This is a genomic window from Aeromonas molluscorum (assembly GCF_051376105.1).
Lineage (GTDB): Bacteria > Pseudomonadota > Gammaproteobacteria > Enterobacterales > Aeromonadaceae > Aeromonas > Aeromonas molluscorum.
This window is the reverse complement of sequence record NZ_JBPQCY010000001.1, coordinates 1718869-1745748: the sequence shown is the minus strand read 5'-3', so window position 1 is coordinate 1745748 and position 26880 is coordinate 1718869. Positions and strand designations below refer to the sequence as shown.

Annotated in this window: 28 protein-coding genes; 18 read left to right on the top strand and 10 right to left on the bottom strand. The window is 58.9% G+C overall.

From position 1 onward, the window contains the following. The first annotated feature begins 77 nt into the window (after window positions 1-77). From ACSMDR_RS08525 to ACSMDR_RS08490, 8 genes are all read left to right on the top strand, one after another. On the top strand, window positions 78-851 hold the full coding sequence (locus ACSMDR_RS08525) for a TatD family hydrolase (RefSeq protein ID WP_436467921.1): 774 nt from the start codon (window positions 78-80) through the stop codon (window positions 849-851). A gap of 225 nt (window positions 852-1076) precedes the next feature. After that, window positions 1077-2351 carry a NupC/NupG family nucleoside CNT transporter gene (locus ACSMDR_RS08520; protein WP_005907221.1) on the top strand — a complete coding sequence of 425 codons (1275 nt, stop codon included), beginning with the start codon at window positions 1077-1079 and terminating at the stop codon, window positions 2349-2351. A gap of 122 nt (window positions 2352-2473) precedes the next feature. Continuing rightward, window positions 2474-2644 (top strand): XapX domain-containing protein, encoded by a 171-nt coding sequence (locus ACSMDR_RS08515; RefSeq protein WP_005907220.1) that lies wholly within the window; start codon window positions 2474-2476, stop codon window positions 2642-2644. 387 nt (window positions 2645-3031) lie between these two features. Further along, window positions 3032-3805, top strand: coding sequence for a deoxyribose-phosphate aldolase (gene deoC, locus ACSMDR_RS08510; protein ID WP_436467920.1), 774 nt, complete (start codon window positions 3032-3034; stop codon window positions 3803-3805). A 105-nt stretch (window positions 3806-3910) separates the two neighbouring features. After that, window positions 3911-5242: a thymidine phosphorylase gene (gene deoA, locus ACSMDR_RS08505; protein ID WP_436467919.1), complete on the top strand. Its 1332-nt coding sequence runs from the start codon at window positions 3911-3913 to the stop codon at window positions 5240-5242. Window positions 5243-5256: 14 nt separating this feature from the next. Beyond that, window positions 5257-6465 carry a phosphopentomutase gene (locus ACSMDR_RS08500; protein ID WP_436467918.1) on the top strand — a complete coding sequence of 403 codons (1209 nt, stop codon included), beginning with the start codon at window positions 5257-5259 and terminating at the stop codon, window positions 6463-6465. A gap of 148 nt (window positions 6466-6613) precedes the next feature. Further along, on the top strand, window positions 6614-7327 hold the full coding sequence (deoD, locus tag ACSMDR_RS08495; protein WP_436467917.1) for a purine-nucleoside phosphorylase: 714 nt from the start codon (window positions 6614-6616) through the stop codon (window positions 7325-7327). Window positions 7328-7459: 132 nt separating this feature from the next. Next, window positions 7460-8245: an RT0821/Lpp0805 family surface protein gene (locus tag ACSMDR_RS08490; RefSeq protein WP_436467916.1), complete on the top strand. Its 786-nt coding sequence runs from the start codon at window positions 7460-7462 to the stop codon at window positions 8243-8245. A 3-nt stretch (window positions 8246-8248) separates the two neighbouring features. Here the strand turns inward: ACSMDR_RS08490 and ACSMDR_RS08485 are convergent, their stop codons facing one another. Next, window positions 8249-8887, bottom strand: coding sequence for a YtjB family periplasmic protein (locus tag ACSMDR_RS08485; protein WP_040318873.1), 639 nt, complete (start codon window positions 8885-8887; stop codon window positions 8249-8251). Window positions 8888-9004: 117 nt separating this feature from the next. Between ACSMDR_RS08485 and serB the strand changes: the two genes are divergently transcribed. Both serB and ACSMDR_RS08475 read left to right on the top strand, forming a co-directional pair. Next, the gene (gene serB, locus ACSMDR_RS08480) at window positions 9005-10030 is read left to right on the top strand and encodes a phosphoserine phosphatase SerB (protein ID WP_436467915.1); all 1026 of its coding nucleotides are present in this window, start codon (window positions 9005-9007) and stop codon (window positions 10028-10030) included. Next, window positions 10030-10941, top strand: a complete 912-nt coding sequence (locus ACSMDR_RS08475) for an alpha/beta fold hydrolase (protein ID WP_436467914.1) — start codon at window positions 10030-10032, stop codon at window positions 10939-10941. The genes serB and ACSMDR_RS08475 overlap by 1 nt, the downstream gene beginning before the upstream one ends. A 97-nt stretch (window positions 10942-11038) precedes the next feature. Here the strand turns inward: ACSMDR_RS08475 and ACSMDR_RS08470 are convergent, their stop codons facing one another. Beyond that, entirely contained in the window at window positions 11039-13453 is a 2415-nt protein-coding gene (locus ACSMDR_RS08470; protein WP_436467913.1) for a PilZ domain-containing protein, read from the bottom strand. A gap of 100 nt (window positions 13454-13553) precedes the next feature. On the opposite strand from ACSMDR_RS08470, the gene radA reads away from it, so the two are divergent. After that, complete coding sequence (gene radA, locus ACSMDR_RS08465; protein ID WP_436467912.1) at window positions 13554-14918, top strand: DNA repair protein RadA; 1365 nt, start codon at window positions 13554-13556, stop codon at window positions 14916-14918. Between the two features lie 70 nt (window positions 14919-14988). Here radA and ACSMDR_RS08460 read toward each other — a convergent pair whose 3' ends face one another. Further along, window positions 14989-15369 (bottom strand): PilZ domain-containing protein, encoded by a 381-nt coding sequence (locus ACSMDR_RS08460; protein ID WP_005893704.1) that lies wholly within the window; start codon window positions 15367-15369, stop codon window positions 14989-14991. A gap of 85 nt (window positions 15370-15454) precedes the next feature. Further along, on the bottom strand, window positions 15455-15940 hold the full coding sequence (locus tag ACSMDR_RS08455; protein WP_005893701.1) for an Rsd/AlgQ family anti-sigma factor: 486 nt from the start codon (window positions 15938-15940) through the stop codon (window positions 15455-15457). 337 nt (window positions 15941-16277) lie between these two features. Between ACSMDR_RS08455 and hupA the strand changes: the two genes are divergently transcribed. After that, window positions 16278-16550 (top strand): nucleoid-associated protein HU-alpha, encoded by a 273-nt coding sequence (hupA, locus tag ACSMDR_RS08450; protein WP_005305063.1) that lies wholly within the window; start codon window positions 16278-16280, stop codon window positions 16548-16550. Between the two features lie 102 nt (window positions 16551-16652). After that, window positions 16653-17078, top strand: coding sequence for a hypothetical protein (locus tag ACSMDR_RS08445; protein WP_436467911.1), 426 nt, complete (start codon window positions 16653-16655; stop codon window positions 17076-17078). Between the two features lie 71 nt (window positions 17079-17149). Here the strand turns inward: ACSMDR_RS08445 and ACSMDR_RS08440 are convergent, their stop codons facing one another. From ACSMDR_RS08440 to ACSMDR_RS08420, 5 genes are all read right to left on the bottom strand, one after another. Continuing rightward, window positions 17150-17566 carry a DUF4426 domain-containing protein gene (locus ACSMDR_RS08440; RefSeq protein WP_436467910.1) on the bottom strand — a complete coding sequence of 139 codons (417 nt, stop codon included), beginning with the start codon at window positions 17564-17566 and terminating at the stop codon, window positions 17150-17152. A 21-nt stretch (window positions 17567-17587) separates the two neighbouring features. Beyond that, window positions 17588-17890 carry a DUF167 family protein YggU gene (gene yggU / locus ACSMDR_RS08435; protein ID WP_436467909.1) on the bottom strand — a complete coding sequence of 101 codons (303 nt, stop codon included), beginning with the start codon at window positions 17888-17890 and terminating at the stop codon, window positions 17588-17590. Continuing rightward, the gene (locus ACSMDR_RS08430) at window positions 17890-18441 is read right to left on the bottom strand and encodes a YggT family protein (RefSeq protein WP_005893683.1); all 552 of its coding nucleotides are present in this window, start codon (window positions 18439-18441) and stop codon (window positions 17890-17892) included. Before ACSMDR_RS08430 ends, yggU begins: the two co-directional genes overlap by 1 nt. 13 nt (window positions 18442-18454) lie before the next feature. Further along, window positions 18455-19279 carry a pyrroline-5-carboxylate reductase gene (proC, locus tag ACSMDR_RS08425; protein WP_436467908.1) on the bottom strand — a complete coding sequence of 275 codons (825 nt, stop codon included), beginning with the start codon at window positions 19277-19279 and terminating at the stop codon, window positions 18455-18457. 109 nt (window positions 19280-19388) lie between these two features. Next, window positions 19389-20090 (bottom strand): YggS family pyridoxal phosphate-dependent enzyme, encoded by a 702-nt coding sequence (locus tag ACSMDR_RS08420; RefSeq protein ID WP_436467907.1) that lies wholly within the window; start codon window positions 20088-20090, stop codon window positions 19389-19391. Window positions 20091-20129: 39 nt separating this feature from the next. On the opposite strand from ACSMDR_RS08420, the gene tapT reads away from it, so the two are divergent. Genes tapT through yaaA form a run of 3 tightly spaced genes read left to right on the top strand, consistent with a single transcriptional unit; the run spans window position 20130 to window position 23089 of the window. Next, window positions 20130-21164, top strand: coding sequence for a type IVa pilus ATPase TapT (gene tapT / locus ACSMDR_RS08415; protein ID WP_005893678.1), 1035 nt, complete (start codon window positions 20130-20132; stop codon window positions 21162-21164). An 8-nt stretch (window positions 21165-21172) separates the two neighbouring features. Continuing rightward, window positions 21173-22282, top strand: a complete 1110-nt coding sequence (locus ACSMDR_RS08410) for a PilT/PilU family type 4a pilus ATPase (protein ID WP_436467906.1) — start codon at window positions 21173-21175, stop codon at window positions 22280-22282. 33 nt (window positions 22283-22315) lie between these two features. Beyond that, window positions 22316-23089 carry a peroxide stress protein YaaA gene (gene yaaA, locus ACSMDR_RS08405; protein WP_436467905.1) on the top strand — a complete coding sequence of 258 codons (774 nt, stop codon included), beginning with the start codon at window positions 22316-22318 and terminating at the stop codon, window positions 23087-23089. Between the two features lie 222 nt (window positions 23090-23311). Here yaaA and srmB read toward each other — a convergent pair whose 3' ends face one another. Continuing rightward, window positions 23312-24535: an ATP-dependent RNA helicase SrmB gene (gene srmB, locus ACSMDR_RS08400; protein ID WP_005893674.1), complete on the bottom strand. Its 1224-nt coding sequence runs from the start codon at window positions 24533-24535 to the stop codon at window positions 23312-23314. Between the two features lie 119 nt (window positions 24536-24654). Here srmB and ACSMDR_RS08395 point away from each other — a divergent pair, with 119 nt between their 5' ends. After that, window positions 24655-25365, top strand: a complete 711-nt coding sequence (locus ACSMDR_RS08395) for a tRNA1(Val) (adenine(37)-N6)-methyltransferase (RefSeq protein WP_436467904.1) — start codon at window positions 24655-24657, stop codon at window positions 25363-25365. A 191-nt stretch (window positions 25366-25556) separates the two neighbouring features. Next, window positions 25557-26867 (top strand): branched-chain amino acid transport system II carrier protein, encoded by a 1311-nt coding sequence (brnQ, locus tag ACSMDR_RS08390; RefSeq protein WP_436467903.1) that lies wholly within the window; start codon window positions 25557-25559, stop codon window positions 26865-26867. The last annotated feature ends 13 nt before the right edge of the window (window positions 26868-26880 follow it).

The window sequence follows — 26880 nt, the reverse complement described above, 5'->3', positions numbered from 1 at the left end:
ACTCGGGTTAAGGGGGTCCGCTCCTTCACTCGGTAGCCTGCATATCCTCTTCTCTTTGATATAGCGAGCCCTGTTCTATGAGGTTGTTTGACAGCCACTGCCACCTCGATTTCCCCGAGTTCGATCCGGATCGCGCTGCACTGCTGGCCGAATGCCGCCTGCGTGGTATTGCGGGCTTCATCATCCCCACTATCGGCGCCAGCAATTGGCGGCGGGTGATGGCGCTGGCGGCTAGCGAGCCCGATCTCTTCTTTGCTCTGGGCGTGCATCCATGCTTCGTGGCTGATCAACCAGAGGATGTGATGGCGCAGCTCGAGACCTTGTCTGCCGAACGTCCGGCGGGCTTGGTTGCTATCGGGGAGTGCGGTCTGGATGGTCGCTCCCATCTTGTCCAGGAGGGGCAGTTAGCTCTGTTTGAGGCACAAGTGAGGTTGGCCATGGAGATGGACCTTCCGCTCATCGTGCATTCGGTGCGAGCCAACGACGATGTGCTCAAGATATTGCGCCGCAACAAGCCCGCCAGGGGAGGGGTCATTCACGCCTTCAGCGGCTCTTTGCATCAGGCCGAGCGTTTCTGGCAGCTGGGCTTCAAGCTGGGGATCGGCGGCACCATCACCTATGAGCGGGCCAACAAAACCAGAGAAGCGGTGGCGGCCATGCCGCTCGAGTCTCTTTTGCTGGAAACCGATTCGCCTGACATGCCCCTCTCGGGGGCGCAAGGGCAGCGTAATTCGCCACTCTCTTTATTAAAGGTGCTTGATGAACTGGCAAGTGTAAAACGTTTGCCTATCGAGCATGTTGCAAGGGTGTTGTGTGAATCCACATATCACAGTTTTCATCTCAACAAATAAAACACCAACATTTATTTAACTTCCAGATGGCCTTGGGTGAAAAAGCACGCGGATAAAAATCGTTTGCGGTCTAATTTAACGTCAGTTGGTCGATTTGATGCTTACAAAATGTGACCGCCCTTATACTTTGTCGCGAGCCAATTAGTATAATGCGCACCCTTGATTGATAAGTTTGGGACACAACTTATTAACAAGTTGGAAGGTGCTACTACGAGGAAGATAACAATGAGTTTGATCATGGGTCTGGTAGGGATGGCGACGCTTATCCTTATCGCGGTGCTGTTCTCCAGCAACCGCAAGGCAATCAACATCCGTACCGTGGCTGGTGCGTTTGTTATTCAAGCCAGTCTGGGGGCATTCGTTCTGTATGTTCCGGTTGGTCGCGATATTCTGGTCGGCGTATCCAGTGCCGTTTCCAGCGTCATTAGCTATGGCCAGGATGGTATTAATTTCCTGTTTGGTGGCCTGGTCAGCGATAAGATGTTTGAAGTATTTGGTGGTGGTGGCTTTGTATTTGCCTTCCGTGTTCTGCCAGTCATCATCTTCTTCTCCTCACTGATTGCCGTTTTGTATTACCTCGGCATCATGCAACTTGTTATCAAGCTGCTCGGTGGCGCGCTGCAAAAAGTCCTGGGTACCTCCCGTACTGAGTCCCTGTCTGCAACAGCCAACATCTTCGTCGGTCAGACCGAGGCCCCGCTGGTGGTGCGTCCCTTCATCGGCAAGATGACTGACTCCGAGCTGTTTGCCGTCATGTGTGGTGGCCTGGCTTCCGTTGCCGGTTCCGTACTTGCCGGTTATGCCGCCATGGGCGTCAAGATGGAATACCTGATCGCCGCCTCCTTCATGGCAGCTCCCGGTGGTCTGTTGTTCGCCAAGCTGCTCGTGCCTGAGACCCAGAGCCCGAACTATGACGAAAATAGCGCCGATGGCGACCTGGATGACAAGCCAGCCAACGTGATCGATGCTGCCGCCGCCGGCGCTTCCTCCGGTATGCAACTGGCCCTGAACGTCGGCGCCATGCTGCTGGCCTTCATCGGTTTGATCGCCATGATCAACGGTATCTTCTCCGGGATTGGTGGCTGGTTCGGCTATCCCCAGCTCTCTCTGGAGCTGCTGTTGGGCTGGTTATTCTCCCCGCTGGCCTTCCTGATTGGTGTACCTTGGAGCGAGGCGACCGTCGCAGGTTCCTTCATCGGTCAGAAGCTGGTGGTGAACGAGTTCGTGGCTTACCTGAACTTTGCTCCATATCTGAAAGATGAGTTGTTGATCAACGGCGTGGTCATGTCCGACCACACCAAGGCGATCATCTCCTTCGCCCTGTGCGGCTTTGCCAACCTATCCTCCGTCGCTATCTTGCTGGGTGGTCTGGGTTCCATGGCACCGAACCGTCGTGGTGACATTGCGCGCTTTGGTCTGAAAGCTGTGTTGGCAGGCTCCCTGTCCAACCTGATGTCTGCCACCATTGCAGGCTTCTTCCTGGCTCTGTCCGCGATGTAAGTGCGGCTGACAAGCCTTAAGCCGAACGCCACAGCAAATGCTGTGGCGTTCGCATTTGGGGAGCTGACAACCGTTTTCCTCCCTAAACTGATAATAAAGAAGTGAGTCAAACCGGAGGTTCTATGAACGAAGTGTTACTGGCCATGGTTGCCGGCTTCATCGTCGGCCTGTTGTTTTCTTTCCTCAAATTGCCGATCCCGGCACCACCGGTATTATCCGGAGTGATGGGTATCGTAGGAGTCTACCTTGGTGGTGTCGCCTACTCTTGGATATTGACTCGTTTCTTCTCCTGACAAGGGAGTAATGGTGGATTTGCCCGGTGTGAGATACCTCTGGAATTGGCAAATCCGGCTTGCAAACAGGGGGTATCTCGGCTGAAATAGGCATTGCCAGCAGGCTGCTGGCATTGACTAATGCCCGATGGGATCGGGTGTTGGCGGTCAAATGGAATTGATTGGGAATCAGGGTCTGATGTGCATGACCTTTCTCAAGTCTTCATGGAACCAAGTCCGCACTTTTGTAAGAAAGTGACAGGGCTCTTGCCTTATTTACAGTCTATTGCCCGTGCAGTCGCACTGTATTTCCATGCCCGCATGCTGGGTGGAACCTGTCGGCCAACTGCCTCTGCGCAGCTGACTCGTCTGCCTCATGGGGCCAAATCAAAGACTTTGGAGAATTTCATGACCGATCTGAAACTGGCCGCCCAACGCGCCCTGAACCTGATGGACCTGACCACCCTGAACGATGATGACACCGATCAGAAGGTGATCGACCTGTGCCACAAGGCCAAGTCTCCGGCTGGCCTCACCGCCGCCGTCTGTATCTATCCCCGTTTCATCCCCATCGCGCGCAAAACCCTGCGTGACATCGGCGCTGCCGACGTGCGCATCGCCACCGTGACCAACTTCCCCCATGGCAACGACGACATCGAGATCGCCGTGGCCGAAACCCGCGCCGCCGTGGCGTACGGTGCCGATGAAGTGGACGTGGTCTTCCCGTACCGCGCCTTCATGGCTGGCAATGAACAGGTTGGTTTCGATCTGGTCAAAGCTTGTAAGGAAGTCTGTGGCGACAAGGCGCTGCTGAAGGTGATCATCGAGACCGGCGAGTTGAAAGAAGAAGCGCTGATCCGTCGCGCTTCCGAGATCTGCATCGATGCCGGTGCCGACTTCATCAAGACCTCCACCGGCAAGGTGCCTGTCAATGCGACCCCGATCGCCGCCCGCATCATGATGGAAGTGATCAAGGCCAAGAACCCGAGCGTCGGCTTCAAGCCTGCCGGTGGCGTGAAAGATGCCGCCGTTGCTGGCCAGTACCTGGCCATGGCCGAAGAGATCCTTGGCAAGGAGTGGGTCTCCCCGCGCACCTTCCGCTTCGGCGCCTCCAGCCTGCTCGCCAGCCTGCTGGCGACCTTGGGTCATGGCGACAAGCCTGCCAACACCAGCGGTTACTAAGTTGATAAGGGGCGAGCCTGGCTCGCCCTGTTATGCCCCCGCCAGATGGCGTACGGGCAGGGATAACAACTTATGTAACGCCAGCAATGGCGGAGGGAATGAAAGATGTTTTTGCCTCAAGAAATTATTCGAAAGAAGCGCAACGGTGAAGCGCTCAGTACCCAAGAGATTCAATTTTTCGTCCAGGGCATTACCAACAACAGCATCGGCGAGGGGCAGATAGCGGCGCTGGCCATGGCTGTCTACTTCAAGGACATGACCATGGATGAGCGGGTTGCCCTGACCTGCGCCATGCGCGACTCCGGCATGGTATTGAACTGGGATCACCTCAACCTGGGTGGCCCCATCGTCGACAAGCACTCCACCGGCGGCGTGGGTGACGTCGTCTCCCTAATGCTGGGCCCCATGGTCGCCGCCTGCGGCGGTTTCGTGCCCATGATCTCCGGTCGTGGCCTGGGTCACACCGGCGGTACCCTGGACAAGCTGGATGCCATTCCGGGCTACCAGACCTCGGTCGACAACGATCGCTTCCTGAAGGTGGTGAAAGAGGCGGGTGTCGCCATCATCGGCCAGACCGGCGATCTGGCCCCTGCCGACAAGCGTATCTATGCGGTGCGTGACATCACCGCCACCGTCGAGTCCATCGCCATGATCACCGGCTCCATCCTCTCCAAGAAGCTCGCCTCCGGGCTCGAAGCCCTGGTGATGGATGTGAAAGTGGGCTCAGGTGCCTTTATGCCGACCTTTGAAGCGTCCGAAGAGCTGGCCAAGAGCATAGTGGCCGTGGCCAACGGTGCCGGTTGCCGCACCTCTGCCCTGCTGACCGACATGAACCAGGTGCTGGCCTCCAGCGCCGGCAACGCCGTGGAAGTGCGCGAGGCGGTACGCTATCTGACCGGTGAATATCGCAATCCGCGCATCCATGAAGTGACCCTGGCCCTGTGCGCCGAGATGCTCATCTCCGCCAACCTGGCGAGTGACGAGCAGGATGCCCGTGCCAAGCTGCAGGCGGTGTTGGACAACGGCAAGGCCGCCGAGATCTTCGGTCGCATGGTGACCGGCCTCGGTGGCCCGGCGGACTTCATGGAGCGCTACGATGCTTACCTGCCCAAGACAGCCATCGTTCGCCCCGTGTATGCGGCGCAGAGCGGTTTCGTGACCGCCATGGATACCCGCGAACTGGGCCTGGCCGTGGTCGCCATGGGCGGTGGTCGCCGCGCCGCCGGGGACAAACTCGATTATGCGGTCGGTCTGACCGACTTTATCCGTCTGGGCCAGTGCGTCGAGGCTGACAAGCCGCTCGCCCTGATCCACGCTCAAACAGAAGCTCAATTTGCCGAGGCTGCCCGCATGGTGCAGGCTGCCATCAGGATCGGCGACACCCAGCCAGAGGCGCTGCCCGAGGTTTACCGTCGTATCGGTCTGACCGATTTGTAACAGGGGGAACTCCCATGAAACGTACCTTTATTCTGATGATGGACTCTTTCGGTATTGGCGCCGCTGCCGATGCCGACAAATTCGGAGATATAGGCGCCAACACCCTTGGCCATATCGCCAAGGCGTGCGCGGCGGGTGACATTGAAGGCCGTGGTGCCCTCAATCTGCCAAACCTCAACAAGCTGGGTCTGGGCCACGCAGGGGAGCTGGCCTCCGGCTACTTCCCGGCAGGGTTGAAGAAGGATATCGAGGTAGTCGGTGCCTACGGTTTCGCCCAGGAGCTCTCCTCCGGCAAGGACACTCCGTCCGGCCACTGGGAGATTGCAGGTGTGCCCGTGCTGTTCGAGTGGGGTTACTTCAAGGATCACCACAACAGCTTCCCCCAGGAGCTGCTGGACGCCATCGTCGAGAAGGCTGGGCTGTCGGGTTACCTCGGCAACTGCCATGCCTCCGGTACTCAGGTGCTGGATGATCTGGGCGAAGAGCACATGCGCAGCGGCAAGCCGATCCTCTACACCTCTGCCGACTCCGTGTTCCAGATCGCCTGTCACGAAGAGACCTATGGCCTCGAGAAGCTCTATGAGCTGTGCCACATAGTGCGCGAGCTGCTGGAACCCTACAACATAGGCCGCGTCATCGCGCGTCCGTTCGTGGGCAGCGGCAAGGGCAATTTCAAGCGTACCGGCAACCGTCACGACTACTCTGTGCTGCCGCCGGCGCCGACCGTGCTGGATTACATGAAAGAAGCGGGTGGCCAGGTGGTCTCCATCGGCAAGATCGCCGACATCTATGCCAACCAGGGCATCACCAAGCAGGTGAAGGGTACAGGTCTGACCGAGCTGTGGGACAGAACCCTGGAAGAGGTGAAAGCGGCCGGTGACAACACCATCGTCTTCACCAACTTTGTCGACTTCGACTCCTCCTACGGTCACCGTCGTGACGTCAAGGGCTACGCCGATGCGCTGGAGTACTTCGACTCCCGTCTGCCGGAGCTGTTCGAGATACTGCAGGACGGCGATGTGGTGGTGCTGACCGCCGACCACGGCTGCGATCCGACCTGGGGTGGCACGGATCACACCCGTGAATACATCCCCGTGCTGTTCTTCGGCAAGCCGGTCAAGGCGGGTTCCGTCGGTCGTCGCGAGACCTTCGCCGACATCGGCCAGAGCATAGCGGCCTACCACGGTTTGCCGAAATTGGAATACGGTACCAGTTTCCTCTGATGCCGGCCTTGGGCAGTGCGGCTCTCAGGCGCGGTCTGCCCAGGTTGCAGCAGGGTATCTGCTTCCTGTAATTTACCCGCCCGCCACCTCGGTGGCGGGCAACCAATAAAGACAATAAAACTCAACCTAGTGTGAAGGAATCAAGAGAATGGCAACTCCTCATATCAATGCGAAAGATGGCGCCTTTGCTGACACCGTACTGATGCCGGGTGACCCCCTGCGCGCCAAATACATCGCCGAGACCTTCCTGGAGAACGTCGAGCAGGTGTGTGACGTGCGCAGCATGCTCGGCTTCACCGGCACCTACAAGGGTCGTCGCATCTCCGTCATGGGCCACGGCATGGGCATCCCGTCCTGCTCCATCTACGCCACCGAGCTCATCAAGGACTATGGCGTGAAGACCCTGATCCGCGTGGGCTCCTGCGGCGCCGTGCGTGAAGACGTGAAACTGCGCGACGTGGTGATCGGAATGGGTGCCTGCACCGACTCCAAGGTCAACCGCCTGCGCTTCAAGGATCACGACTTCGCGGCCATCGCCGACTTCGGTCTGGTGGCCAATGCCGTGCAAGCCGCCAAGAACAAGGGCGTGCCGGTGCGCGTGGGCAACATCTTCTCCGCCGACCTGTTCTACACCCCGGATCCCTCCATGTTCGACGTGATGGAAAAATACGGCATCCTGGGTGTCGAGATGGAAGCCGCCGGTATCTACGGCGTGGCCGCCGAGTACGGTGCCAAGGCACTGACCATCTGCACCGTTTCCGATCACATCCGTACCGGTGAGCAGACCACCTCCGAAGAGCGTCAGCTGACCTTCAACGACATGATCGAAATCGCACTGGACTCCGTGCTGCTGGGTGACTGATCCACGGCTTCGGTTTCATGCAAAACGGCGACCATCAGGTCGCCGTTTTTTATGGTCTCGATGGGCTGAGAAGAGGCAGGGTCGCTAGGGAGCTGTCTATACTTCCGGGCAAGTCCCCTTGAGGTTAAGAGCATGAAACGAATGAATATCCTTACTCCGCCGCTTCTCGCCTTGACATTGCTGACCCCGATGCTCTGGCAGGATGTACTGGCTGCGGATGGCAGACACCAGCCGAGAGCACAGCAACACCGGCCAGCGCATCATCCGGTGACGAAACCGCACGCGGTGCAGCGCAAGGCGGCAGTGCCTCACAAGGCCCAGCACAGGGAAGCGGTAAAATTCAATGAGGGTTGGGGCAGCGTCAGAGCGAGAGACAAGGCTGGACGCCCAGTGAACACCCATGTGCAGGATCACCCGCTCGACGGTAACCACAAGGTCAACAATCGCCACGTCGACAACCGCCGCGACATCAAAGGCAACAATGTGGTCATCAACAACAATCACAATCACATAGTGGTGCCACCCAATAGACGCAGGGTCTATCACGATGTGGTGGTGGTGCGCCCCTATGGTCACTGGTATGGCGGTTATGGCAGCTACTATGACGACAATGATGCCTGGAAATGGCTGGCCTTCACTGCCATCACATTGAAAATACTCGATAACATCAATGAGGAGCAGCAGCGGGAACACGAGGCGGCCCAAGTCAAGGCGACCACAGCTCCCCTGAACCAGCCCATCACCTGGAATGATGGCGACGCCTCAGGCTCGGTGACAGCAGTGCGGGACGGCACCAGCAACAATGGTCGCTACTGCCGCGAGTTCCAGCAGAGCATCACTGTGGGCGGCAAGAAAGAAGATGCGTTTGGCACGGCATGCCAGAATCCGGATGGAGCCTGGGAAATAGTGTCAGACTGATCGTCAACTTAGCCCGGGAGGGGGATCGTTGGCACCGGGAGCGCTCACAGGGGCGCTCTTCTTTTTGTGCTTTCGTACCCGCATATAGTTGCGCCGTACCCCGTAGGAGATGAGCAATCCCGCCATCAGCATCACCAGCAGCATCAGCCGCTGCTTCTCCTGATTGACCTTGAGCTGGTTGTCTTGCTTGGCCAGCATCTGCTGCTCTTCCAGCGTGATCCTCAGATAGCCGAGGGTCTTGTCACCGTCGAGGATCTCTTCGACATAGGGCAGGCGTCCCTTGCCCTGGTTCGGTGGCGTGGCGTTATCCGTGCCGATGGGGAGCAGGCTGTCGATAGGAAGCGCATTGTCCGATTGGGCCAAGGGGACGCCACGGGCATCATAGAGGGTGACATCGAGGATCTCGGGGGATTGAGCCAGCTCCTGGGCGAGGCGTTCCAGCTCATTCTCGTTGTCCTCCTTCAGCCAGCGGCGCATGTCGCGGCTGGCATAGCTGACCAGAGCCTGGGCCCGGGTGCGCGCCTCATCATGCAAGGCCGCCTGACTGGCACTTTGCATGTGGATCAGCAAAGCCAGGACCCAGGCGCCGAGGGCGACTCCGGCGCCGAGACTCAGCAGACGTTTGACAGGCATATGACGCAAGGGACTCTCCTGATTGCGGGTGCTGGCGGGATCTTGGCGCTTGCCTGTATAAAAAGCAATAAGCTACTCTGGCCCGCACTGCTTATCCCCCCGACATCCAAGGAAGGTTCTTCGCTCATGTTGTTGTCCAACTTACCTCAAGCCCCCACCGATTGGGCCGCCCAGCTCGCCTCGTTTCCCCTGTGGGATCTGCGTCTCGATAGCCTGCATGGCACCACCCGTCCCTTAACGGGGGGCTGGCTGGTACTGTTCGGCCATGACCTTGGCGCCCGGCACCTGCAACAACTGGCACCGCTGTTGGCGCTGGAGGGGATACCGGCCTGCCTCTATCCTGTGGCCCGTATTGCCGGTGTGCCCTTGTTGCTGATAGGTACCGACAGCTTTTCCACCGTCCTGGCCGATATCATCCGAAGTGAAACCTGGACCATAGACATCTGTCATCTGGCAGCCTTGCCTAGCCTCACCGAGCCGGGTCTGCTGGTGATGGACATGGATTCCACCGCCATACAGATGGAGTGTATCGACGAGATTGCCCGCCTGGCCGGGGTGGGGGAGCAGGTGGCTGCCGTCACCGCCGCCGCCATGCAGGGCAAGCTGGAGTTTGCCGACAGCCTGCGCAGCCGGGTGGCGCTGCTGGCCGGGGCCCCGGTCAGCATACTGGATGAGGTCGCCGTGAACATGCCCTGGATGCCGGGGCTCAAGTTGATGGTTGATACTCTCAAGCAGGCAGGCTGGACGCTGGTCATCGCATCGGGCGGCTTCACTCGTTTCGCCGGTGAGTTGCAAGGGGCCCTGGGCCTGGATGCGATCTTTGCCAACGAGCTGGCAGTCGCGGATGGCAAGCTGACCGGTCAAGTGGCCGGGGCAATCGTGGATGCGCAGGCCAAGGCACGGGTGCTCAGCCAGCTTGCTACCGAGTGCGGGATCGCCCCCTCCCAGACGGTAGCTGTGGGGGATGGCGCCAACGATCTCAAGATGATGGCGGTAGCCGGGCTCGGGATTGCCATTCACGCCAAGCCGCTTGTGCGCGCCCAGGCGAGTGCCTGTCTGGATCATCACGATCTGGAGGGGGTCATCTGTCTGCTGGGGGCACGTGCCTGTGCCGACACTCGCTGGAATGGCTCCACACCAAGGCTGTCATGATGGAACTGCTCCAACACTCTCACTTCGTCTCTTGCGGAGAGCACAAGCTGCACCTGCGCCAGATAGGCCCCACGCTGGTCACCCAGGCCGAGCCTGTGCTCATGGTACATGGGGCCATCGAGAATGGCCGTATTTTTTACACCGAGTCGGGCAAGGGGCTGGCCTGCTTCCTGGCCCGGCATGGGTATCAGGTCTACGTGGCCGATTTTCGCGGCCGTGGTCGGAGTGAGCCCAGTATCGCCAAGGTCCAGGATCATGGTCAGCATGAACTTATCACCGAGGACTTGCCTGCCTTGCAGGCCTGGATAAGGGCCCGTCACCCCGGTCACAAGGTACACTGGGTGGCGCACTCCTGGGGCGGGGTCCTGATGGCCTCGACCCTGGTCCGTTTTCCCGAGCTGGCGGCGGGGGTTGCGAGCCTGCTGTTCTTTGGCTGCAAGCGCGGCATCTCTGTCCATAGTCCGGAGCGCTGGTTCAAGGTCGATCTTATCTGGAATCGGCTGGCCCCCTGGCTGGCTCGACGCCGTGGTTTTCTGGCGGCGCGCCGCTTGAAGATAGGTGCCGACGATGAGCCGCTGCGCTATCTGGAGGAGACGATCCCCTGGGTCAAGTGTGGCCCCTGGCAGGATCCCTATGATGGCTTTGCCTATGATGAGGCGGCCGAGCGGGTCCCTTGGCCACCCCTCTGGTTCATCTCGGCCAAGGCGGACCGGGTGCTGGGTCATCCCGAGGACGTGTATCGTTTCGGTGCAGAATTGGGGATCCGAGCCCAGCCCCGTCACACCCGGCTTGGCCGGGACAGGGGAAATCGGCTCGATTACGACCACATCAACATGCTGACGGCGCCCCAGGCCATCGAGGATCACTTTCCCGAGGTGCTCCGTTGGCTGGATCACCCGCCTGCCGGCTGAGCGGCGTGTTTACGCGGACAATGGGATGCAGATAAGAAAGAACGCCCCAAACATAAAACGCGGATCAGTGAGCTGATCCGCGTTCTCTTATCTCATCTTAACGCGGGCGCCTGGGCCCCGCACTATCATGCTGACCAGGATCCAGCCCCAGACGCAGCAAGGTGGCCTGGGTGGTGTCGGTCAGCTCGCCGACCCCGACCACGCTCCACAGCTCGTCCTCCAGCCGCTTGGCCTTATGAATGGCGAACTTGGCGATGTAATCCAGTTCGCTGGCGATGAAGTTGGTGTCCGGTCGGCCGGTGCGCGACAGCCCCATCTGCACCGAGTAGAACTCTCCCTTGAGCCTGGCATGGCGAATAAAGTCACGCTTGGCCCCAATGTCGACCAGGGTGCTGGCCGCCACACTGTGGAACTGGGGGGCGCCATTGGCCAGCCGCTGCCAGCTGATATAGATCTCGACCTCCCTGGGTAAATCTTCCCGCGCCATGGCGCGCAGGGGATCCAGCATCAGCTGGCGCAGCAGATCGCCCTGGAGCAGGGGGTAGAGATTGCCCTGCTCGGGGGCCTCGGCGCAGGCTTGCAGCAGGCGAGCCAGGGAGCGGGGCCGAGGGGCCAGCGCCAGGGTCGCGGGTTTGATGCTGTTTTTGCCCTTGTTGATATAGATGGGGTTGCTGAACACGTGGTGGCTGTAAATGTTGCGCAGGGCCCGGGCCAGGCCACGATACCGACGCAGCCCCTGTGCGGTTTTCAGCTTGGTGCGGTTGCTCTCGATCAGCAGGCTGAAAAACTGGCGACCACTGTGGCGCTCCGGCTCTCCCTCGATGCAGAGATGCAGCACAGTTCGGCTCTGATTGAGGTTGACCAGTCGATAGCGCAAGGTCTGCAGATCCAGCTGCTTGGTGAGGGGTTGCAGCCTGGGCAGGGAAACCGTGACCAGATCGCCCTTGCTGCCGGGGAAGGGGCTTTCTAGTTCGACTTGCATGCCGTGGGCTGAGATGTCACGGGTCCAGCCGACACAGGCTTGTTCGTCCAGACGCAGGGCGACCGCAGTCTTGTGCAGGTAGCGGGCCTCGCGCCTGAGCTGGACATAGTGCAGCGTTTCTACTTCGAAGAGGGGAGGGGTTGCCTCGTGGCCGAAGCGCTGCAAGGCATTGGCATTGTGTTGCCCCTGGGGTTGGGCCAGGTATTCATCCCGCACCGATTCGCTCGGGATCTCCTGCAACAGCCCGACATAGCCGAGTCGCTCCAGCCTGGCATGCAGCAGTTTGTCCTGGCTCAAGGGGAGCTCCTGGGTCGGCAGACTACTGATGTCTGCCTCGGTCAGGGTGCAGGGGTCGAGGGAGAGCTTGTAAACCCGGAAACTGGGCCTCTTGGCGGCCACCTGAAAGAAGAGGTCGCGCAGTCTGCTTTCGACCAGTTCCTCGGCGGTGGCAGAGAAGAAATAGAGGTGGCTGCGTACCGCGTGGGTGAAGCTGTAGATCAGGGTCTCGCGGCACTCATCACCACTGGGCAGCAGAGCGCTCAAGCGACGGGGTGGGAAAAGGCCCGCCAGGGTCCCTTGATTCTTCTCGTCGCGCCAATATTCGAGCAGGTGCAGGTTGTTCTCGCTCTTGAGCACCACCTCGAGCCTGGGCGGCTCCCCCGGACTCTCTTTGCTGAAAAAGAGTGGCAAGCCACTCATCCGTGGCAGGAAGAACTGCTCGTAACCCTTGATGATGGCCGCCGACAGCAGGTGATCCACGCTGACTCTATAACGGCCCTTGTTGTTGTCGATAAAGCGGGCCAGGTACTCATCGAAGGGGGCATTCTCCTCCTCACGTACCAGACGCAGCCAATACCTCTCATCACGGCTCTCCTGACCCAGGATGCGATAACCTATCCCTGTGGCGAGGCAGGGGTGCGGGGACTCCTTGTCCAGGCCATGGAAGTACACCAGCACCTTATCCCCGGACTCGAAACGTGGCAAATAGGGCACCGAGACCCGGATACCGCCGATGGAGAGGTCCGAACTCTTTGCGCTGAGCCGCTCACCGCTGACCAGCGCCAGCTCAAGGGGAGAGCTGAAGTGCATCCTGTCCTGGCTGCGGCCCACATAGCTGGCGAAGGTGATGAGATTGACATCGAGTTGACGCAGCTGGCCCGGCTGATGCTGGCTTGGCGGCAGGCTCCGGCTGTGGGCCTTGCGCTGCCACTCCTGCATCGCCTCGTAGACCCCCAGGGTATAGCGATCCCGGTAGAGATAGCAGTGGGACTGGAACTGGGCGATCGCCTCATCCGGCATGAAGTGGGTGACACCGGCAAACTCAAACACCCGGCAGGCCTGCGGCCAGTCGCTGCGCATGTCGAGCACCCGGCGGCTGTCGGCGCCACGCCGATTGAGTTCCATCTTCAGTAGAAAGCGGGTGTTGCTGCTCTGTTCCGCAGTGAGACGCAAGAAGAGCTCTTCAAAATCGGCTTCCCGCTGCAGGGTAATGAGTTGATCTATCAGTGGTTGCTGTTGGGCTAGGTCCATGTGTTCCTGCTACGGAAAGTCAATTTTCCGGTTCCGGGTTTGATCTGTCGGGCTGAACCGAGTATATCAAGCAGGCATTCATCCTGTCCCCGAGTTATCCATGGCCAAAAATAAAACAGCTTACGTCTGCTCCGAGTGTGGCGCCGCCTTCAGCCGCTGGCAGGGCCAGTGCGGCGAGTGCAAGGAGTGGAATACCATCACAGAGGTGCGTCTTGGCACCGCGACCCCGGGCACGGGGGCCCGCTACGGCGGCTATGCCGGTGCCGTCGGCAGCAAGGTACAGACCCTGGCCGAGATCGCCACCACCGAGATCCCCCGTTTTAGCTCGGGTTTCAAGGAGCTGGATCGGGTATTGGGGGGCGGCGTAGTGCCGGGATCGGCGGTATTGATCGGTGGCAGTCCTGGGGCGGGCAAGTCGACCCTGCTGCTGCAAACCATGTGCGGTCTGGCGGAGCGGATGAAGACCCTCTATGTCACAGGGGAAGAGTCCTTGCAGCAGGTAGCGATGCGGGCCAACCGCCTCGGCCTGCCCACCGACAAGCTGCGTATGCTGTCCGAGACCAGCGTTGAGCAGATCTGCCTCATCGCCCAGCAGGAGCAGCCTCAGTTGATGGTGATCGACTCCATCCAGGTGATGCATGTGGCGGACGTGCAGTCCGCACCGGGATCTGTCTCTCAGGTACGAGAGTCTGCCGCGCTCCTGACCCGCTATGCCAAGCAGAACCATGTGGCCATCTTCATGGTGGGTCACGTCACCAAAGATGGCACCCTGGCGGGCCCCAAGGTGCTCGAACACTGCATCGACTGCTCCATCATGCTCGATGGCGGCCATGACTCGCGTTTTCGCACCCTGCGCTCCCACAAGAACCGCTTCGGCGCCGTCAATGAACTCGGTGTGTTCGCCATGACGGGGCAGGGAATGAGGGAAGTAAGCAACCCTTCCGCCATCTTCCTGAACCGGGGGGAAGAACAGGCCCCTGGTTCTATCGTCATGGTTATCTGGGAGGGAACAAGGCCGTTGCTGGTGGAGCTGCAGGCGCTGGTGGATTACTCCCAGCTCTCCAACCCGCGTCGGGTAGCCGTCGGCATGGATCACAACCGCCTTGCCATGTTGCTGGCCGTGCTGCACCGTCATGGCGGGTTGCAGATGGCGGATCAGGATGTCTTCATCAACGTGGTGGGCGGCGTCAAGGTCGAGGAGACCAGTGCGGATCTGGCCCTGCTGCTGGCCATGGTGTCGAGTTTTCGCGATCAGGCCCTTCCCAAGGATCTGGTGGTGTTCGGCGAGGTGGGACTCTCTGGCGAGATCCGGCCAGTCCCCTCAGGTCAGGAGCGGCTGCAAGAGGCGGTCAAGCACGGTTTTCGCCGTGCCATAGTGCCCTTTGCCAATGCCCCCAAACACCCTATCGAGGGGATGGAAGTGGTGCCGGTCAAGAAGCTGGCGGATGCGTTGGAAGCGCTCTGAGCGAAGAGATGAAAAGAGGGCACCTGATGCCCTCTTTTCATCTGTGCAGCTGCACCTTGACTCTTGGGGGTCAGGGGTGGGGGTGGGCCAGGTGTTCGGCCAGCAACTGCTCCAGCTCCCGGTGCAGCAGGGCCTCATCGCCGACATTGAGTTCGATCATGCGCTTGAGGTGGCTGGCGCTGTCGATGTCGATGTGATGGCAGTAAAACCCAAGTCGCTGGTCATCCTCATGACTCAGTTCTACAGCCATGGTCAGCACTATGTCACTGTCGGCCAAGGAAAAACTCAGTTGATAGTCCCGATCCTGGCCTGGATGCCAGTTGGCGGGACGATCCAGCAGGGCCCCCTGCAAGGAGACATCGACCAGCTGGGTCGTCCAAGTGTGTGAGCCCTGACTCAGGTTGGCCTGGGCTGCATAGAGTACGCGTGAGAAGCGGCGACGCTCTGTCATTATCAATTCCTGCCTTGTGGTATCCCGCGCCTGAGTGTAATCCACTCTACCTGTCTTGAATTTGCGCTGGCTCCGATATTGCTACTCAGCCTGGCTGAGAGCTCAGGGTTTCGACCACGTGCAAGGCGGTGATCAATCTGTCTTCGTACTTGAACCTGTCTTCCAGTACCGGCCCCAGCTTGTTGAGGTCTTCATCCAGACTCAAGAGCTGGGCTTCGTCGGCATCGCTGTACTTGTCGTTGAACTCGAGGGCAAACTCGGTGCAACTGCGAATATGGGGATAGATGCGTTTGGCTAACTCCAGGCTGTCGCCGCTGGCTTGCTCGAAGGCGTTGACGACATGGTGATAGATCTCGAAGTGGCCGGCACTGACATAGTCGACGAGCTGTTCGCAAAATTGCTGCAGTTCGGGACAACCGGGTAGGCAGCGCTGTTGTTTGCTGCGTGAGGGGCTGAGCCCGGCAAGACGGATATATTCAACCAGCAGGGCTTGCCTCGCCTCGAGCCAGTCATCGATCGCCTTGTGCTTTCCTGCCAGCGCGTCTTTGGTCTTTTCCAGTTCAGTTAACATAGTCCCTCCATGGGGCATTAGCTGGGAGCACTCTGGCTCCGGCCTCCTGAGTGACGACAGCAACGGCCATCAGGAAAGTAGATCTAAGCTCAACCTCAATGTAAGGATATTGTTACCTCATCCGGGGGGACTGTGACAAGCACCTTCCATGGTCTGCTCATCTTTGGTGCTGCTGTGGTCAGAATAAGCCGTACCCTGACTGGTTCTGTGACTTTTTTCGCACTTCTTGATGAAAAGCCCAGCATTTGAGTCCAGCGTCGGGATAAAGCCTTTGCCTGAGTCTTTTTTTTTGCATAGAGTGACCAAGTGCTAAATGCCCGATCATAAAGGAAATGTTATGAACAAAGCTCAACTTGTCGATGCAATTGCCGCCAAAGCGGATCTGAGCAAAGCTCAGGCTAAAGTGGCCCTGGAAGAGATCATCAACGGTATCACCCAGAGCCTGAAAGAAGGTGATGCAGTCCAGTTGGTAGGTTTTGGTACCTTCAAGGTGAACCATCGCGCTGGCCGTACCGGTCGCAACCCGCAAACCGGTAAAGAGATCCAGATTGCTGCCGCGAATGTGCCCTCCTTTGTGGCTGGCAAGGCGCTCAAAGACGCCGTCAAGTAATCTCCCAAAACCCGGCGCTCGCCGGGTTTTTTCTTCCCGCTGTCACCGCTTTTCGTTTCGGATACACTCAAGTTATACAGTTCGCTGTAGTGGAGGTAGACGATGGAACAGAAAAACGCCATTCGGCAGGTCGCCGTCCCCTGGGCTCCGTCCCGTCAACTTCCCCCGGGTCTTGTCGTCGCCGAACTGCATCAGGATATCTGGGGTGACTCATTGACCGTGGTGCTTGGTCGCGCCCGCAGCATCGACTTGCCTCCTCTGGCCCTGTGTCGCGTGCACTTTCGCCATATCCTGGCGGTGCGGGTGATGGAAGATTGCGATCTGGCAGAGGGAAAAGAGAGTCATAGCATCGAGGAGCAGATCCAGCTCATCACGCCGTCGCGCTTTGCCAGCTGGTTTCATCAAGAGTCCGATGGTCTGCATCTGGATGACGACATTCAGCACTACCGAATCTCGACCTGGGACTATTGCGCCGATGTACTCACCTCACATTCCCCCGAGTTGCAGTTCGTCGATCCCGAGCCTTGATGGCAGGAGCTCGATAGAAAAAGGGGCATCAACGGATGCCCCTTTTTTGTCTGTGATGTGCAACCAGCCGGTCAGTCTACGTAGAAGGTCTGCTGGAACTTGAGGATCTCGTGCCGACCGTCCGCCATGATGTTGATGGTGAACTGGTAGGTATCTTCATTGCGATAAGGCAGTACCGCCAGATAGTAGATGGCTTCCCCCTCCTTCACTTGCTGGAAGTTGAGGGTGCGAATGGTGCCGATCAGGTTCTTGGCCTCACCGGTCAGACCCGCCGTCAGCGCCTTGCCGTTCTTGTCCTGCACCGCAACGTTGATAATGCCGTTGTAACGGCTGCGCTCCAGTCCGTAAGCCTTGGCGACCTCAGGGGTCAGGAAACTGGAGTTGAAGGCGTTGTAGTGAACCTGCCAAGGGCCGAGCGCCTGCATTTGCTCCGCATGCAGCGGTAGCGACATCAGGAGGGCCAGCAGGCAACCCCATGCTGTTTTCATCGTGTCATCCTTCTCATCGAATTAGCTTGGGATCGCAGGGAGCAGGGCGGCTATCTCGGCCGGGATCTGCCTGGGCGTATCGATCGCCACCGTCTTGTGTCGACCCAGTTCGCCCCGCAGCAGTTGTACCTGCCCCCTTGCGACCCTGAATTGCTTGGCCAGAAACTTGATGAGATGGGCATTGGCCTGCCCATCGACCGGCGGTGCCGTAATGGCCACTTTCAGCTCCTCACCATGCAGACCCACTATCTGATCCCGGCTCGCCTTGGGTTGAATGACCAGGTGCAGCACCAGGGCGTCATCCTGCCAGGCGACGGCAGGCATTAGATCATCCACCACAGCTGACCAAACAGATCACCTAACAGATAGTTTATGGCCTGCAGGCCAATAAAGGCGACCAGTACGGAGAGATCCAGGCCGCCGAGTGCTGGCAAGATGCGGCGAATGGGGGCCAGGAAGGGTTCGGTGAGCTGATGCATCACGTATTCGATGGGGTTGCGACCCTGGCTGACCCAACTCAGGATGGCGCGGATCAACAGGATCCAGAAGATCATGGAGCCTGCTTTCTTCAGCACGGTCAGCAAGGCAAACAGGCCCAGGGTCAGCCAATCGGCGACCATGACGTTCATGGTCTTGAGCAGGGCCAGCTTGGCGAAGGCTATCAGCAGTGCCAATACCACCGAGGCGAGATCCAGGCTACCCAGGCTCGGGATGAGCCGGCGCATGGGCACGACCAGCGGGTTGGTCAGCTTGACTACCATCTGGCTCATGGGGTTGTAGAAGTCGGCCCGCGCCCACTGCAGCCAGACGCGCAGCAGTACCACCATGAGGTAGAGATCGAAGACGGTGTTAATCAAAAAGTAAGCAGTGTTCATCTGGACTCCTGGTTTAGAAGAGGTTTTCCATCTCGGCGGCGCGGGTAACGGCGGCCTGCATGGCGTTGGCGGTGAGCGGCAGCAAGCCTTGCTCCTGGAAAGTGCGTACGGCCTCGGCCGTTGTACCACCTTTGCTGGTCACCTGTTCACGCAGGCTTTGCAGCGACAGCTGAGGATTCTGCTCCACCATGGCTGCGGCACCAAGGGCTGTCTGCTGCACCAGCAAACGAGCCTGCTCTGGACTAAAGCCCATGGCCTCGGCCTGTTCGGCAATGGCCTGCATAAACAGGAAGAAGTAGGCAGGGGCACTGCCGGCGGCGGCGATGATGCCATTGATACCAGACTCCTGTTCGACCCAGAGGGTCTTGCCGACCGCTTGCATCAACTGCTCGGCATAGTGGCGATCCTCTGCGTCTATGCCAGCCGGGGCATAGAGGCCCGTCATACCCAGCCCCAACAGAGAAGGGGTGTTGGGCATGGTGCGGATGATTCGGGTATGACCGCCGGCCATTTCGCTCAGGCGCTCGACTCGGATGCCGGCCGCGATGGAGATGAGCAGCTTGCCGTCCAATGAGCCCAATTCGCTGACCAGACCCGCCAGCATGGCAGCCATCAGTTGCGGCTTGACCGCCAGTACTATGACGTCACTCATTCTGGCGACCTCGGCGTTATCCTGGCTGATGCCGATCCCAAATTGTTGGGCCAGCGCATCGAGTTTGGGGCGACTGGGGTTGGCGGCCAGGATCCTATCTGCCGGATAACCCGATTGATGGAGCCCGGCAATGATACTGCGGCTCATGTTGCCCGCCCCGATAAAAGCGATGGTTCTGTGTTGCATCAAGCTCTCCTGCTGATGATGTCTGTGGGCCTGCCGCAGCAATGAGCCCCATTTTGGCTCATGTGACCAGGCGCCAGGCCCTCTTGCGAGTGATGTGCCAGGGCGCCTGTCAGGGGTAATCGCGGGCACCGAAGATGGCGGTACCAACCCTCACCATGGTACTGCCGTGCAAGATGGCGAGATCCAAATCTTCCGTCATGCCCATCGAGAGGGTATCTACAGTGGGGTATTGTTGCGCAAGCCGGGTGAACAGAGCCTGCATACGCAGCATCTGCTGCGCCAATATGTCGTGATCTTGAGTGTGCTGTGGAATGGCCATCAGACCACGCAACACCAGACGTTCTGATTGATTGACCAGCTGAGCCAGCCGGAAAATCTCTTGCTCTGACGTACCGGATTTGCTGCTCTCTCCGCTAATATTGATTTGCAGACAGATATTTAGCGGCGCAAGCTGCGCCGGTCGCTGTCGGGAGAGCCGCTCGATCAGCTTGTCGCGATCAATGCTTTGAACCCAATCGAAACGCTCTGCCACCTGCTTGGACTTGTTCGACTGCAAGGGGCCGATAAAGTGCCATTCTATATCGGCATAGCCCGTCTGGTCGCGCAGGGAGTCTATCTTGGTGCAGGCTTCCTGGGCGTAGGATTCACCGAAGCAGCGCTGTCCGGCATCATAGGCATCCTGGATGGCCGCGAGGGGTTTGGTCTTGCTGACGGCGAGCAGGCGGATCAGGTTCGGATCCCGTCCGGCCGAGTCGGCGGCCAGCTGAATGCGTTTCCTGACCTGGATAAGCTGTTGGGAAATCTGGCTCATATTTCGTTAACGATCTTGTGATGGGAGAATGACAAGTCTATGGATATCACAGAGTTATTGGCCTTTAGTGTAAAACATAATGCCTCGGATCTACATCTCTCGGCCGGGGTCCCACCGATGATCAGGGTTGATGGCGAGGTGCGCAAGATCAATTTGCCAGCCCTGGATCAGCGGGAAGTACACGCCCTTATCTATGACATCATGAACGACCATCAACGCAAGGAGCTGGAAGAGCATTTCGAGGTCGATTTCTCGTTTGAAGTGCCCAACATGGCGCGTTTTCGGGTCAACGCCTTCCAGCAATCCCGTGGCGCTGGCGCCGTATTCCGCACCATCCCCAGTACAGTGTTGAGTCTGGAAGAGCTCGATGCCCCCGATATTTTCCAGAAGATAGCTGAGTATCCGCGCGGTCTGGTGCTGGTGACTGGGCCAACCGGTTCGGGCAAGTCCACCACGCTGGCGGCGATGGTCAATTACATCAACGAGAACTTCCATCACCATATCCTCACCATCGAAGACCCCATCGAATTCGTCCATGAGAACAAACGCTGCCTGGTCAACCAGCGTGAGGTGCACCGGGATACCAAGAGCTTCTCCAACGCCTTGCGCTCGGCACTGCGGGAAGATCCGGACATCATTCTGGTGGGGGAGATGCGCGACCTCGAGACCATTCGCCTAGCCATGACGGCAGCCGAGACAGGTCATCTGGTGTTCGGCACCTTGCATACCTCGTCGGCGGCCAAGACCATAGACCGCATAATTGACGTCTTTCCCGGCGCGGAAAAAGACATGGTGCGATCCATGCTGTCCGAATCCCTGCGGGCCGTCATCTCCCAGACGCTGCTCAAGCGGATCGGCGGCGGGCGGGTGGCGGCTCACGAGATCATGCTGGGCATACCTGCGGTGCGGAATCTCATCCGTGAAGACAAGGTGGCCCAGCTCTACTCCGTGATCCAGACCGGCATGATACACGGCATGCAAACCATGGATCAGAGCCTCAAGCAGCTGGTGAGCCGCGGCACAGTGGCCTCCCTGGATGCCAAGGCCAAGGCGGTGGACCCCAACTCTATCTAGGAGTGATTATGAAACTCGAGGCGTTGTTGGCACATCTGGTGGAACGACAAGGTTCGGATCTGTTCGTCACAGTGGGCAGTCGCCCCATCGTCAAGGTGGATGGACGCCTCTTTCCGGTGGAGGAGACTGTGCTCGATGAGGCGCAGACTCTGGCACTGATCCGGGAGACGCTGAGCCCGGAGCGCCTTGAGCATTTCATGATGACCCAGGAGGCGAACTACGCCATTCACAGGCCGGACCTTGGCCGTTTTCGGGTCAGTGCCTTCTGGCAGCAGGCCTTGCCCGGCATGGTATTACGGCGTATCGAGACGCGGATCCCGACCTTCGAGGAGCTGGGGCTTCCCGACATCCTCAAAGAGATCGGCATGGCCAAGCGGGGGCTGGTGCTGTTTGTCGGGGCGACGGGGACCGGCAAGACGACCACCCAGGCGGCCATGATAGGATTTCGCAACCAGCACAGCGCTGGCCACATCTTGACGGTGGAAGACCCGGTGGAGTTCGTGCATCAGCATGGCCACTGCCTCATCACCCAGCGGGAGGTGGGCATAGATACCGCTTCGTTCGATGCCGCGCTCAAGAGTTCGCTGCGCCAGGCTCCGGACGTGATCCTGATCGGCGAGATCCGCAGTTCAGAGACCATGGAGTTCGCACTGCAGTTTGCCGAGACGGGTCATCTCTGCCTCGCCACCCTGCACGCCAACAACGCCAACCAGGCCATAGACCGTATCTTGCACCTGGTGCCGACCGAGAAGCACCGCCAGCTGCTGTTTGATCTCTCCTTCAACCTGCGCGGCATCATAGCCCAGCAGCTGCTGCCGGCCCTCGACGGTCAGCGGCGTTGCCCTGTGTTCGAGGTGATGCTCAATACCCCCATCATCACCGACATCATCCGCAAGGGGGAGTTGCACAGGCTCAAGGAGGTGATGACCAAATCGACCGAGCTGGGCATGCAGACCTTTGATCAGGGGTTGTTTCAGCTGTTCATGGCCGGTCGCATCGGCTTTGACGAGGCGCTGGCCCATGCGGATTCCGCCAACGATCTGCGCCTGCAGATCAAGTTGTCGGGCAAGGGTGACCGGGATTCTGGTACGCTGGAGGGCGTGACTGTGGATGAATAGGGGCCAGGGCCCCTCCCTTGAGATAGGACCGTTATGCTGATTGTGGTTTCCCCGGCCAAGACGCTGGATTTCGAGTCGCCGCTGGCGACCCCCCGTTTTACCCAACCCGAATTGCTGGATCACTCCGCCCGCCTTATCGAGCGGGCCCGGCAACTGAGCCCGGACCAGATAGCGAGCCTGATGAAGATCAGCGACAAGCTCTCCGGCCTCAATGCCGCCCGCTTTGCCGACTGGCAACCCCATTTCACTCCGGCCAATGCGCGCCAGGCCATTCTGGCATTCAAGGGCGATGTGTATACCGGTCTGGCAGCAGAAGATTTCGAGGAGGGGGACTTCGAGTTTGCACAAGCGCATTTACGCATGCTGTCCGGTCTGTACGGCGTACTGCGCCCCCTGGATCTGATGATGGCGTATCGCCTCGAAATGGGGATCCGGCTAGACAACGAGCGGGGCAAGGATCTTTATCAGTTCTGGGGAGAGATCATCACCAAGCAGCTCAATGGTGCCTTGGCCGCGCAGGGGGATAACGTGCTCATCAACCTGGCGTCTGACGAGTACTTCAAGTCGGTGCGTCCCCAGGTGCTCAATGGCCAGATAGTGACACCCGTCTTCAAGGATGAGAAGAACGGCCAGTTCAAGATCATCAGCTTCTATGCCAAGAAGGCGCGAGGCATGATGGCCCGCTACATCATCAAGCACCGCCTGACCCGGGTCGAACAGCTGACCGGTTTCGATAGCAATGGCTACCGCTTCGTGGCCGATGAGTCGGACGAACGCACCCTGATGTTCAAACGTTCGGAAAATTAATTGAATTAAGGGGGGAACCAATCATTAGACCCCGGGTCTTAATATGTGAATCCTCTGTTGTAAGCACTTTTTATTAGCCGACGTCTATGCGTCGGCTTTTTTCTTGTCTGTGGGTCACCCATCGCGTATGTGGCTGGATCTGAACCGGCAATATCCCCAGCCACCGGTAAGCGGATAGACAAGCGGCCATCCGAAGATGGCCGCTGGGAAGCTGGCGCTGGATTATTTCTTTTTCTTCTTCGCCGACTTCTTCTTGGCATCCTTGGGCTTTTTCTTCTTCACTGGCACCCGAGCTTCTTTGTGCTTGGGGCGCAGTTCGTCGATCACCCGGCGCTTGAGGCGCTCTTCGGTGTAGCGTTCAATTTTGGCGACGATGGCCATGTCATGGGCTTCAACCAGACTGATGGCGCAACCACGGTTGCCCGCGCGGCCGGTACGGCCGATACGGTGTACATAGACGTCGGTGCCGTAGGGCATGTCGTAGTTGATGACATGGCTGACGTTGGGCAAGTCTATGCCGCGGGCGGCGACGTCGGTGGCGATGAGGAAGGGGACTTCTCCCGCGTGGAATTTGCGGATCGACTCGATGCGCTTGCTCTGTTCCATCTCGCCACGGATCCAGGCACAGGAAATGCCGGCCGCCTGCAACTGGCCAGAGAGTTCGGCCAGGCGCTCGCGGGTGCGCACGAAGACGATGGCCTTCTGGGTTTCCGGATCTTTTAGAATGTGGATCAGCAGCGCCAGCTTGTGGTTGGCGTCATCGGCCAGATGCACCCACTGGGTGATGGGACGGCGCTCGCTGCGCGGCGGCTCGGCATGCAGCTCGACCGGATCCTTGAGGATCTCGTTGGCAAACTTGGTGAGACCGGCCCCTTCCAGAGTGGCGGAGAAGAGCATGCTGTGCTTGCGATAGCGCGCCTCTTCGACGATGCGATTTACATCCTTGATGAAGCCCATGTCCAGCATGCGATCTGCTTCATCGAGCACCAGGATCTCGATGTCGTGCCCCTCGAACTCTTCCCGCTCAATGTATTCGAGCAGGCGTCCCGGGGTGGCGACCACGATGTCGGTGGTCTTGGTCAGGGCAGGCAGCTGCTCGTCATGACTGACACCACCGATGATGGTCTCGATACTGATGTGAGTGTGCACCGCCAGGGCCTTGGCGTGGGCCGTGATCTGCAACGCCAGCTCGCGAGTCGGGGTGAGGATCAGCATGCGGCAGGGGCCCGGCTTGCGGCGCGGGAAGTCGAGCAGGTGCTGCAGGGCTGGCAGCAGGAATGCGGCAGTCTTGCCGGTACCGGTCGGTGCCGAGGCCAGGATGTCACGACCCTCCAGTGCGGGTTCCAGCACCATCTGCTGAATGGTGGTTGGACGGGTAAACCCCATCTCGGCCAGGGCCCGGTTGAGGGCGGGATTCAGGTCGAAATCATCAAAGGATTGGCTCATGGCAATGCTCGGTCATTAAGGAAACGGCAGATTATAGGCGATTATGTCGTCGTCTCCTATGGCTGGCGGCGGGAACTGGCTATAATCGCCGACCCTTTTTTCCCAGAGCAGGGGGCCATATGGTCCGGAGCCGTGGTTTTACCTTCAAACAGTTTCATATCGACCATGACCGCTGCGCCATGAAGGTGGGCACGGATGGCATATTGCTCGGTGCCTGGGCTCCGCTCGACGGGGTGCGGCGGGTGCTGGATATCGGCAGTGGTAGCGGCCTTATCGCCCTGATGCTGGCCCAGCGCAGTGGCCCTGATTGCGAGATAACTGGGGTAGAGCTCGACAGGGAGGCCGTGACTCAGGCGCGGCATAATGTACTGTCCTCGCCCTGGTCTGCCCGGGTGCGGATGGAGGAAGGCGCCATACAGCTGCATGAAGCGCAGCCCTATGACCTCATCGTCTCGAACCCCCCCTATTTTGGGGCCGGCCAGACGTTTGCGGATCCCGCCAGGGCTCAGGCCAGGCACAGGGGAGCGCTCGATAGTCAGGACCTGCTCGATAGCTGTGCTCGTCTGCTTGCACCCCGGGGACGGGTTGCACTGGTGCTGCCGACGGCGTTGGCTGATGAAATAATATCCATTTTGCCGAACTATGATCTGCATGAACTTTGTTATGTAGCTGTTATCACCAAAGAGGGAAAAGCGGCAAATCGTGTTTTACTGCTGCTAAGCAGAGAATTAAACAGGTATGAGCGGGATGAAATTGTGATCCATTCTGCTGATGGAGGCTATTCCAACAGATATGTCCAACTGACGGCTGCCTTCTATTTGAAGATGTAAATTTCGTCTTGAACTATTTTTCCACATCATTATGCTGACACTTAAATGAGCACCCGCGCCAGACCAGCTAAAACCACTGGTTATGATGAAAAAACAGGCGGGGCTCCTTTTTTTTGCCTAGGGAAAACCCAGGCAATGACCAATAGAAAAACTATAACAAGCAATAGTTTACAAGACAGACGAGGTTGAACTTGACGAAATCACTGACATTGTCCGATGTACTCGGATTAGGCTTTATGACCTTCGCCTTCTATCTGGGCGCCGGTAACATCATCTTCCCGCCCCTGGCGGGCTTCCTCGCTGGCGAGAACATGACCCTGGCCATGTTTGGCTTCCTGGTCACCGCCGTTGGCTTGCCGCTGATCACCATCCTGGCCGTTGCCAAGGCCGGTAACGGCTGGGCTGGCATGACCAAGTTGCTGCCAGCCGGCATTGCCACTGCGCTGGCGGTTGCCATCTACATCATCATAGGCCCGGCTTTTGCCGCTCCCCGTACTGGTCTGGTTGCATACGAGATGGGCCTCAAGCCTTTCTTGGGTGAGATGGGCGCGCAAGGGTTGATGGTCTATACCATCATCTTCTTCGGTGTTGCCATCCTGGTCTCCCTCAACCAGGGTCGGTTGATGGATGCCATCGGCAAGTTCCTGACCCCGCTGCTGATGCTGTTGCTGATCGTCTTGGCGGTCGGAGTATTTGTGGCGCCCCAAGGCACCATGCCGAGCGCCGTTGCCGACTACCAGCAAGATGCCTTCGTCAAGGGGATCCTGGAGGGTTACAACACCATGGATACCCTGGCATCGCTGATGTTTGGCGCCTTGATCGTCGATATTCTGCGCAAGAAGGGCATTCATGATTACCAGAGCCAGTTCAAGTATCTGGCCATCGCTGGCATCATCTCTGCCATCGGTCTGTCCGTGGTCTATATCTCCTTGTTCCAACTGGGTAATACAGCAGGCGGTGTCGCCATGGATGCCAGCAACGGTGGCGCCATTGTCAGTGCCTATGTGCTGAGCCTGTTTGGCCACCCTGGGCAGTTCATCCTGGCTGGCATCATTACTCTGGCCTGCTTCACCACGGCAGTGGGTCTGATCTCCGCCTGTGCCGACTTCTTCCACAACCTCACCGGCATGAGCTACCGCAAGCTGGTGGTCATTCTGGGAGCGGCCTGCGCCCTGGTGGCCAACGTGGGTCTGGCCCAGCTGATCAGCCTTTCCATCCCTGTGCTGGTGGCTATCTACCCGGTCGCGGTTGCCCTGGTGCTGGTGACCTTCCTGAAGAGTTACTTCGGTCGTCCGCGTCTGACATTCCGTCTGGTGCTGACCGTGGCCTTTGTGTTCGGTTGCCTGGATGGTCTGGGCGCTGCCGGCATGAAGATGGATGCCTTCGCCTTCCTGCCGCTGTTTGACAAGGGTTTGGCCTGGTTGTTGCCAACCCTGGTTGCCTGTGGCCTGGGCGTCATGGTGCGCGGCAACGCGGGCCAGGTGAGCGACGCGACTGCCTGATCCCGACCCGCTT

What these genes read in the sequence shown, in the direction of transcription:
- ACSMDR_RS08525 (WP_436467921.1), top strand. Translation starts at nt 78, where the DNA reads ATGAGGTTGTTTGACAGCCACTGCCACCTCGATTTCCCCGAGTTCGAT.
- ACSMDR_RS08520 (WP_005907221.1), top strand. Translation starts at nt 1,077, where the DNA reads ATGAGTTTGATCATGGGTCTGGTAGGGATGGCGACGCTTATCCTTATC.
- ACSMDR_RS08515 (WP_005907220.1), top strand. Translation starts at nt 2,474, where the DNA reads ATGAACGAAGTGTTACTGGCCATGGTTGCCGGCTTCATCGTCGGCCTG.
- deoC (WP_436467920.1), top strand. Translation starts at nt 3,032, where the DNA reads ATGACCGATCTGAAACTGGCCGCCCAACGCGCCCTGAACCTGATGGAC.
- deoA (WP_436467919.1), top strand. Translation starts at nt 3,911, where the DNA reads ATGTTTTTGCCTCAAGAAATTATTCGAAAGAAGCGCAACGGTGAAGCG.
- ACSMDR_RS08500 (WP_436467918.1), top strand. Translation starts at nt 5,257, where the DNA reads ATGAAACGTACCTTTATTCTGATGATGGACTCTTTCGGTATTGGCGCC.
- deoD (WP_436467917.1), top strand. Translation starts at nt 6,614, where the DNA reads ATGGCAACTCCTCATATCAATGCGAAAGATGGCGCCTTTGCTGACACC.
- ACSMDR_RS08490 (WP_436467916.1), top strand. Translation starts at nt 7,460, where the DNA reads ATGAAACGAATGAATATCCTTACTCCGCCGCTTCTCGCCTTGACATTG.
- serB (WP_436467915.1), top strand. Translation starts at nt 9,005, where the DNA reads ATGTTGTTGTCCAACTTACCTCAAGCCCCCACCGATTGGGCCGCCCAG.
- ACSMDR_RS08475 (WP_436467914.1), top strand. Translation starts at nt 10,030, where the DNA reads ATGGAACTGCTCCAACACTCTCACTTCGTCTCTTGCGGAGAGCACAAG.
- ACSMDR_RS08470 (WP_436467913.1), bottom strand. Translation starts at nt 13,453, where the DNA reads ATGGACCTAGCCCAACAGCAACCACTGATAGATCAACTCATTACCCTG.
- radA (WP_436467912.1), top strand. Translation starts at nt 13,554, where the DNA reads ATGGCCAAAAATAAAACAGCTTACGTCTGCTCCGAGTGTGGCGCCGCC.
- ACSMDR_RS08460 (WP_005893704.1), bottom strand. Translation starts at nt 15,369, where the DNA reads ATGACAGAGCGTCGCCGCTTCTCACGCGTACTCTATGCAGCCCAGGCC.
- ACSMDR_RS08455 (WP_005893701.1), bottom strand. Translation starts at nt 15,940, where the DNA reads ATGTTAACTGAACTGGAAAAGACCAAAGACGCGCTGGCAGGAAAGCAC.
- hupA (WP_005305063.1), top strand. Translation starts at nt 16,278, where the DNA reads ATGAACAAAGCTCAACTTGTCGATGCAATTGCCGCCAAAGCGGATCTG.
- ACSMDR_RS08445 (WP_436467911.1), top strand. Translation starts at nt 16,653, where the DNA reads ATGGAACAGAAAAACGCCATTCGGCAGGTCGCCGTCCCCTGGGCTCCG.
- ACSMDR_RS08440 (WP_436467910.1), bottom strand. Translation starts at nt 17,566, where the DNA reads ATGAAAACAGCATGGGGTTGCCTGCTGGCCCTCCTGATGTCGCTACCG.
- yggU (WP_436467909.1), bottom strand. Translation starts at nt 17,890, where the DNA reads ATGCCTGCCGTCGCCTGGCAGGATGACGCCCTGGTGCTGCACCTGGTC.
- ACSMDR_RS08430 (WP_005893683.1), bottom strand. Translation starts at nt 18,441, where the DNA reads ATGAACACTGCTTACTTTTTGATTAACACCGTCTTCGATCTCTACCTC.
- proC (WP_436467908.1), bottom strand. Translation starts at nt 19,279, where the DNA reads ATGCAACACAGAACCATCGCTTTTATCGGGGCGGGCAACATGAGCCGC.
- ACSMDR_RS08420 (WP_436467907.1), bottom strand. Translation starts at nt 20,090, where the DNA reads ATGAGCCAGATTTCCCAACAGCTTATCCAGGTCAGGAAACGCATTCAG.
- tapT (WP_005893678.1), top strand. Translation starts at nt 20,130, where the DNA reads ATGGATATCACAGAGTTATTGGCCTTTAGTGTAAAACATAATGCCTCG.
- ACSMDR_RS08410 (WP_436467906.1), top strand. Translation starts at nt 21,173, where the DNA reads ATGAAACTCGAGGCGTTGTTGGCACATCTGGTGGAACGACAAGGTTCG.
- yaaA (WP_436467905.1), top strand. Translation starts at nt 22,316, where the DNA reads ATGCTGATTGTGGTTTCCCCGGCCAAGACGCTGGATTTCGAGTCGCCG.
- srmB (WP_005893674.1), bottom strand. Translation starts at nt 24,535, where the DNA reads ATGAGCCAATCCTTTGATGATTTCGACCTGAATCCCGCCCTCAACCGG.
- ACSMDR_RS08395 (WP_436467904.1), top strand. Translation starts at nt 24,655, where the DNA reads ATGGTCCGGAGCCGTGGTTTTACCTTCAAACAGTTTCATATCGACCAT.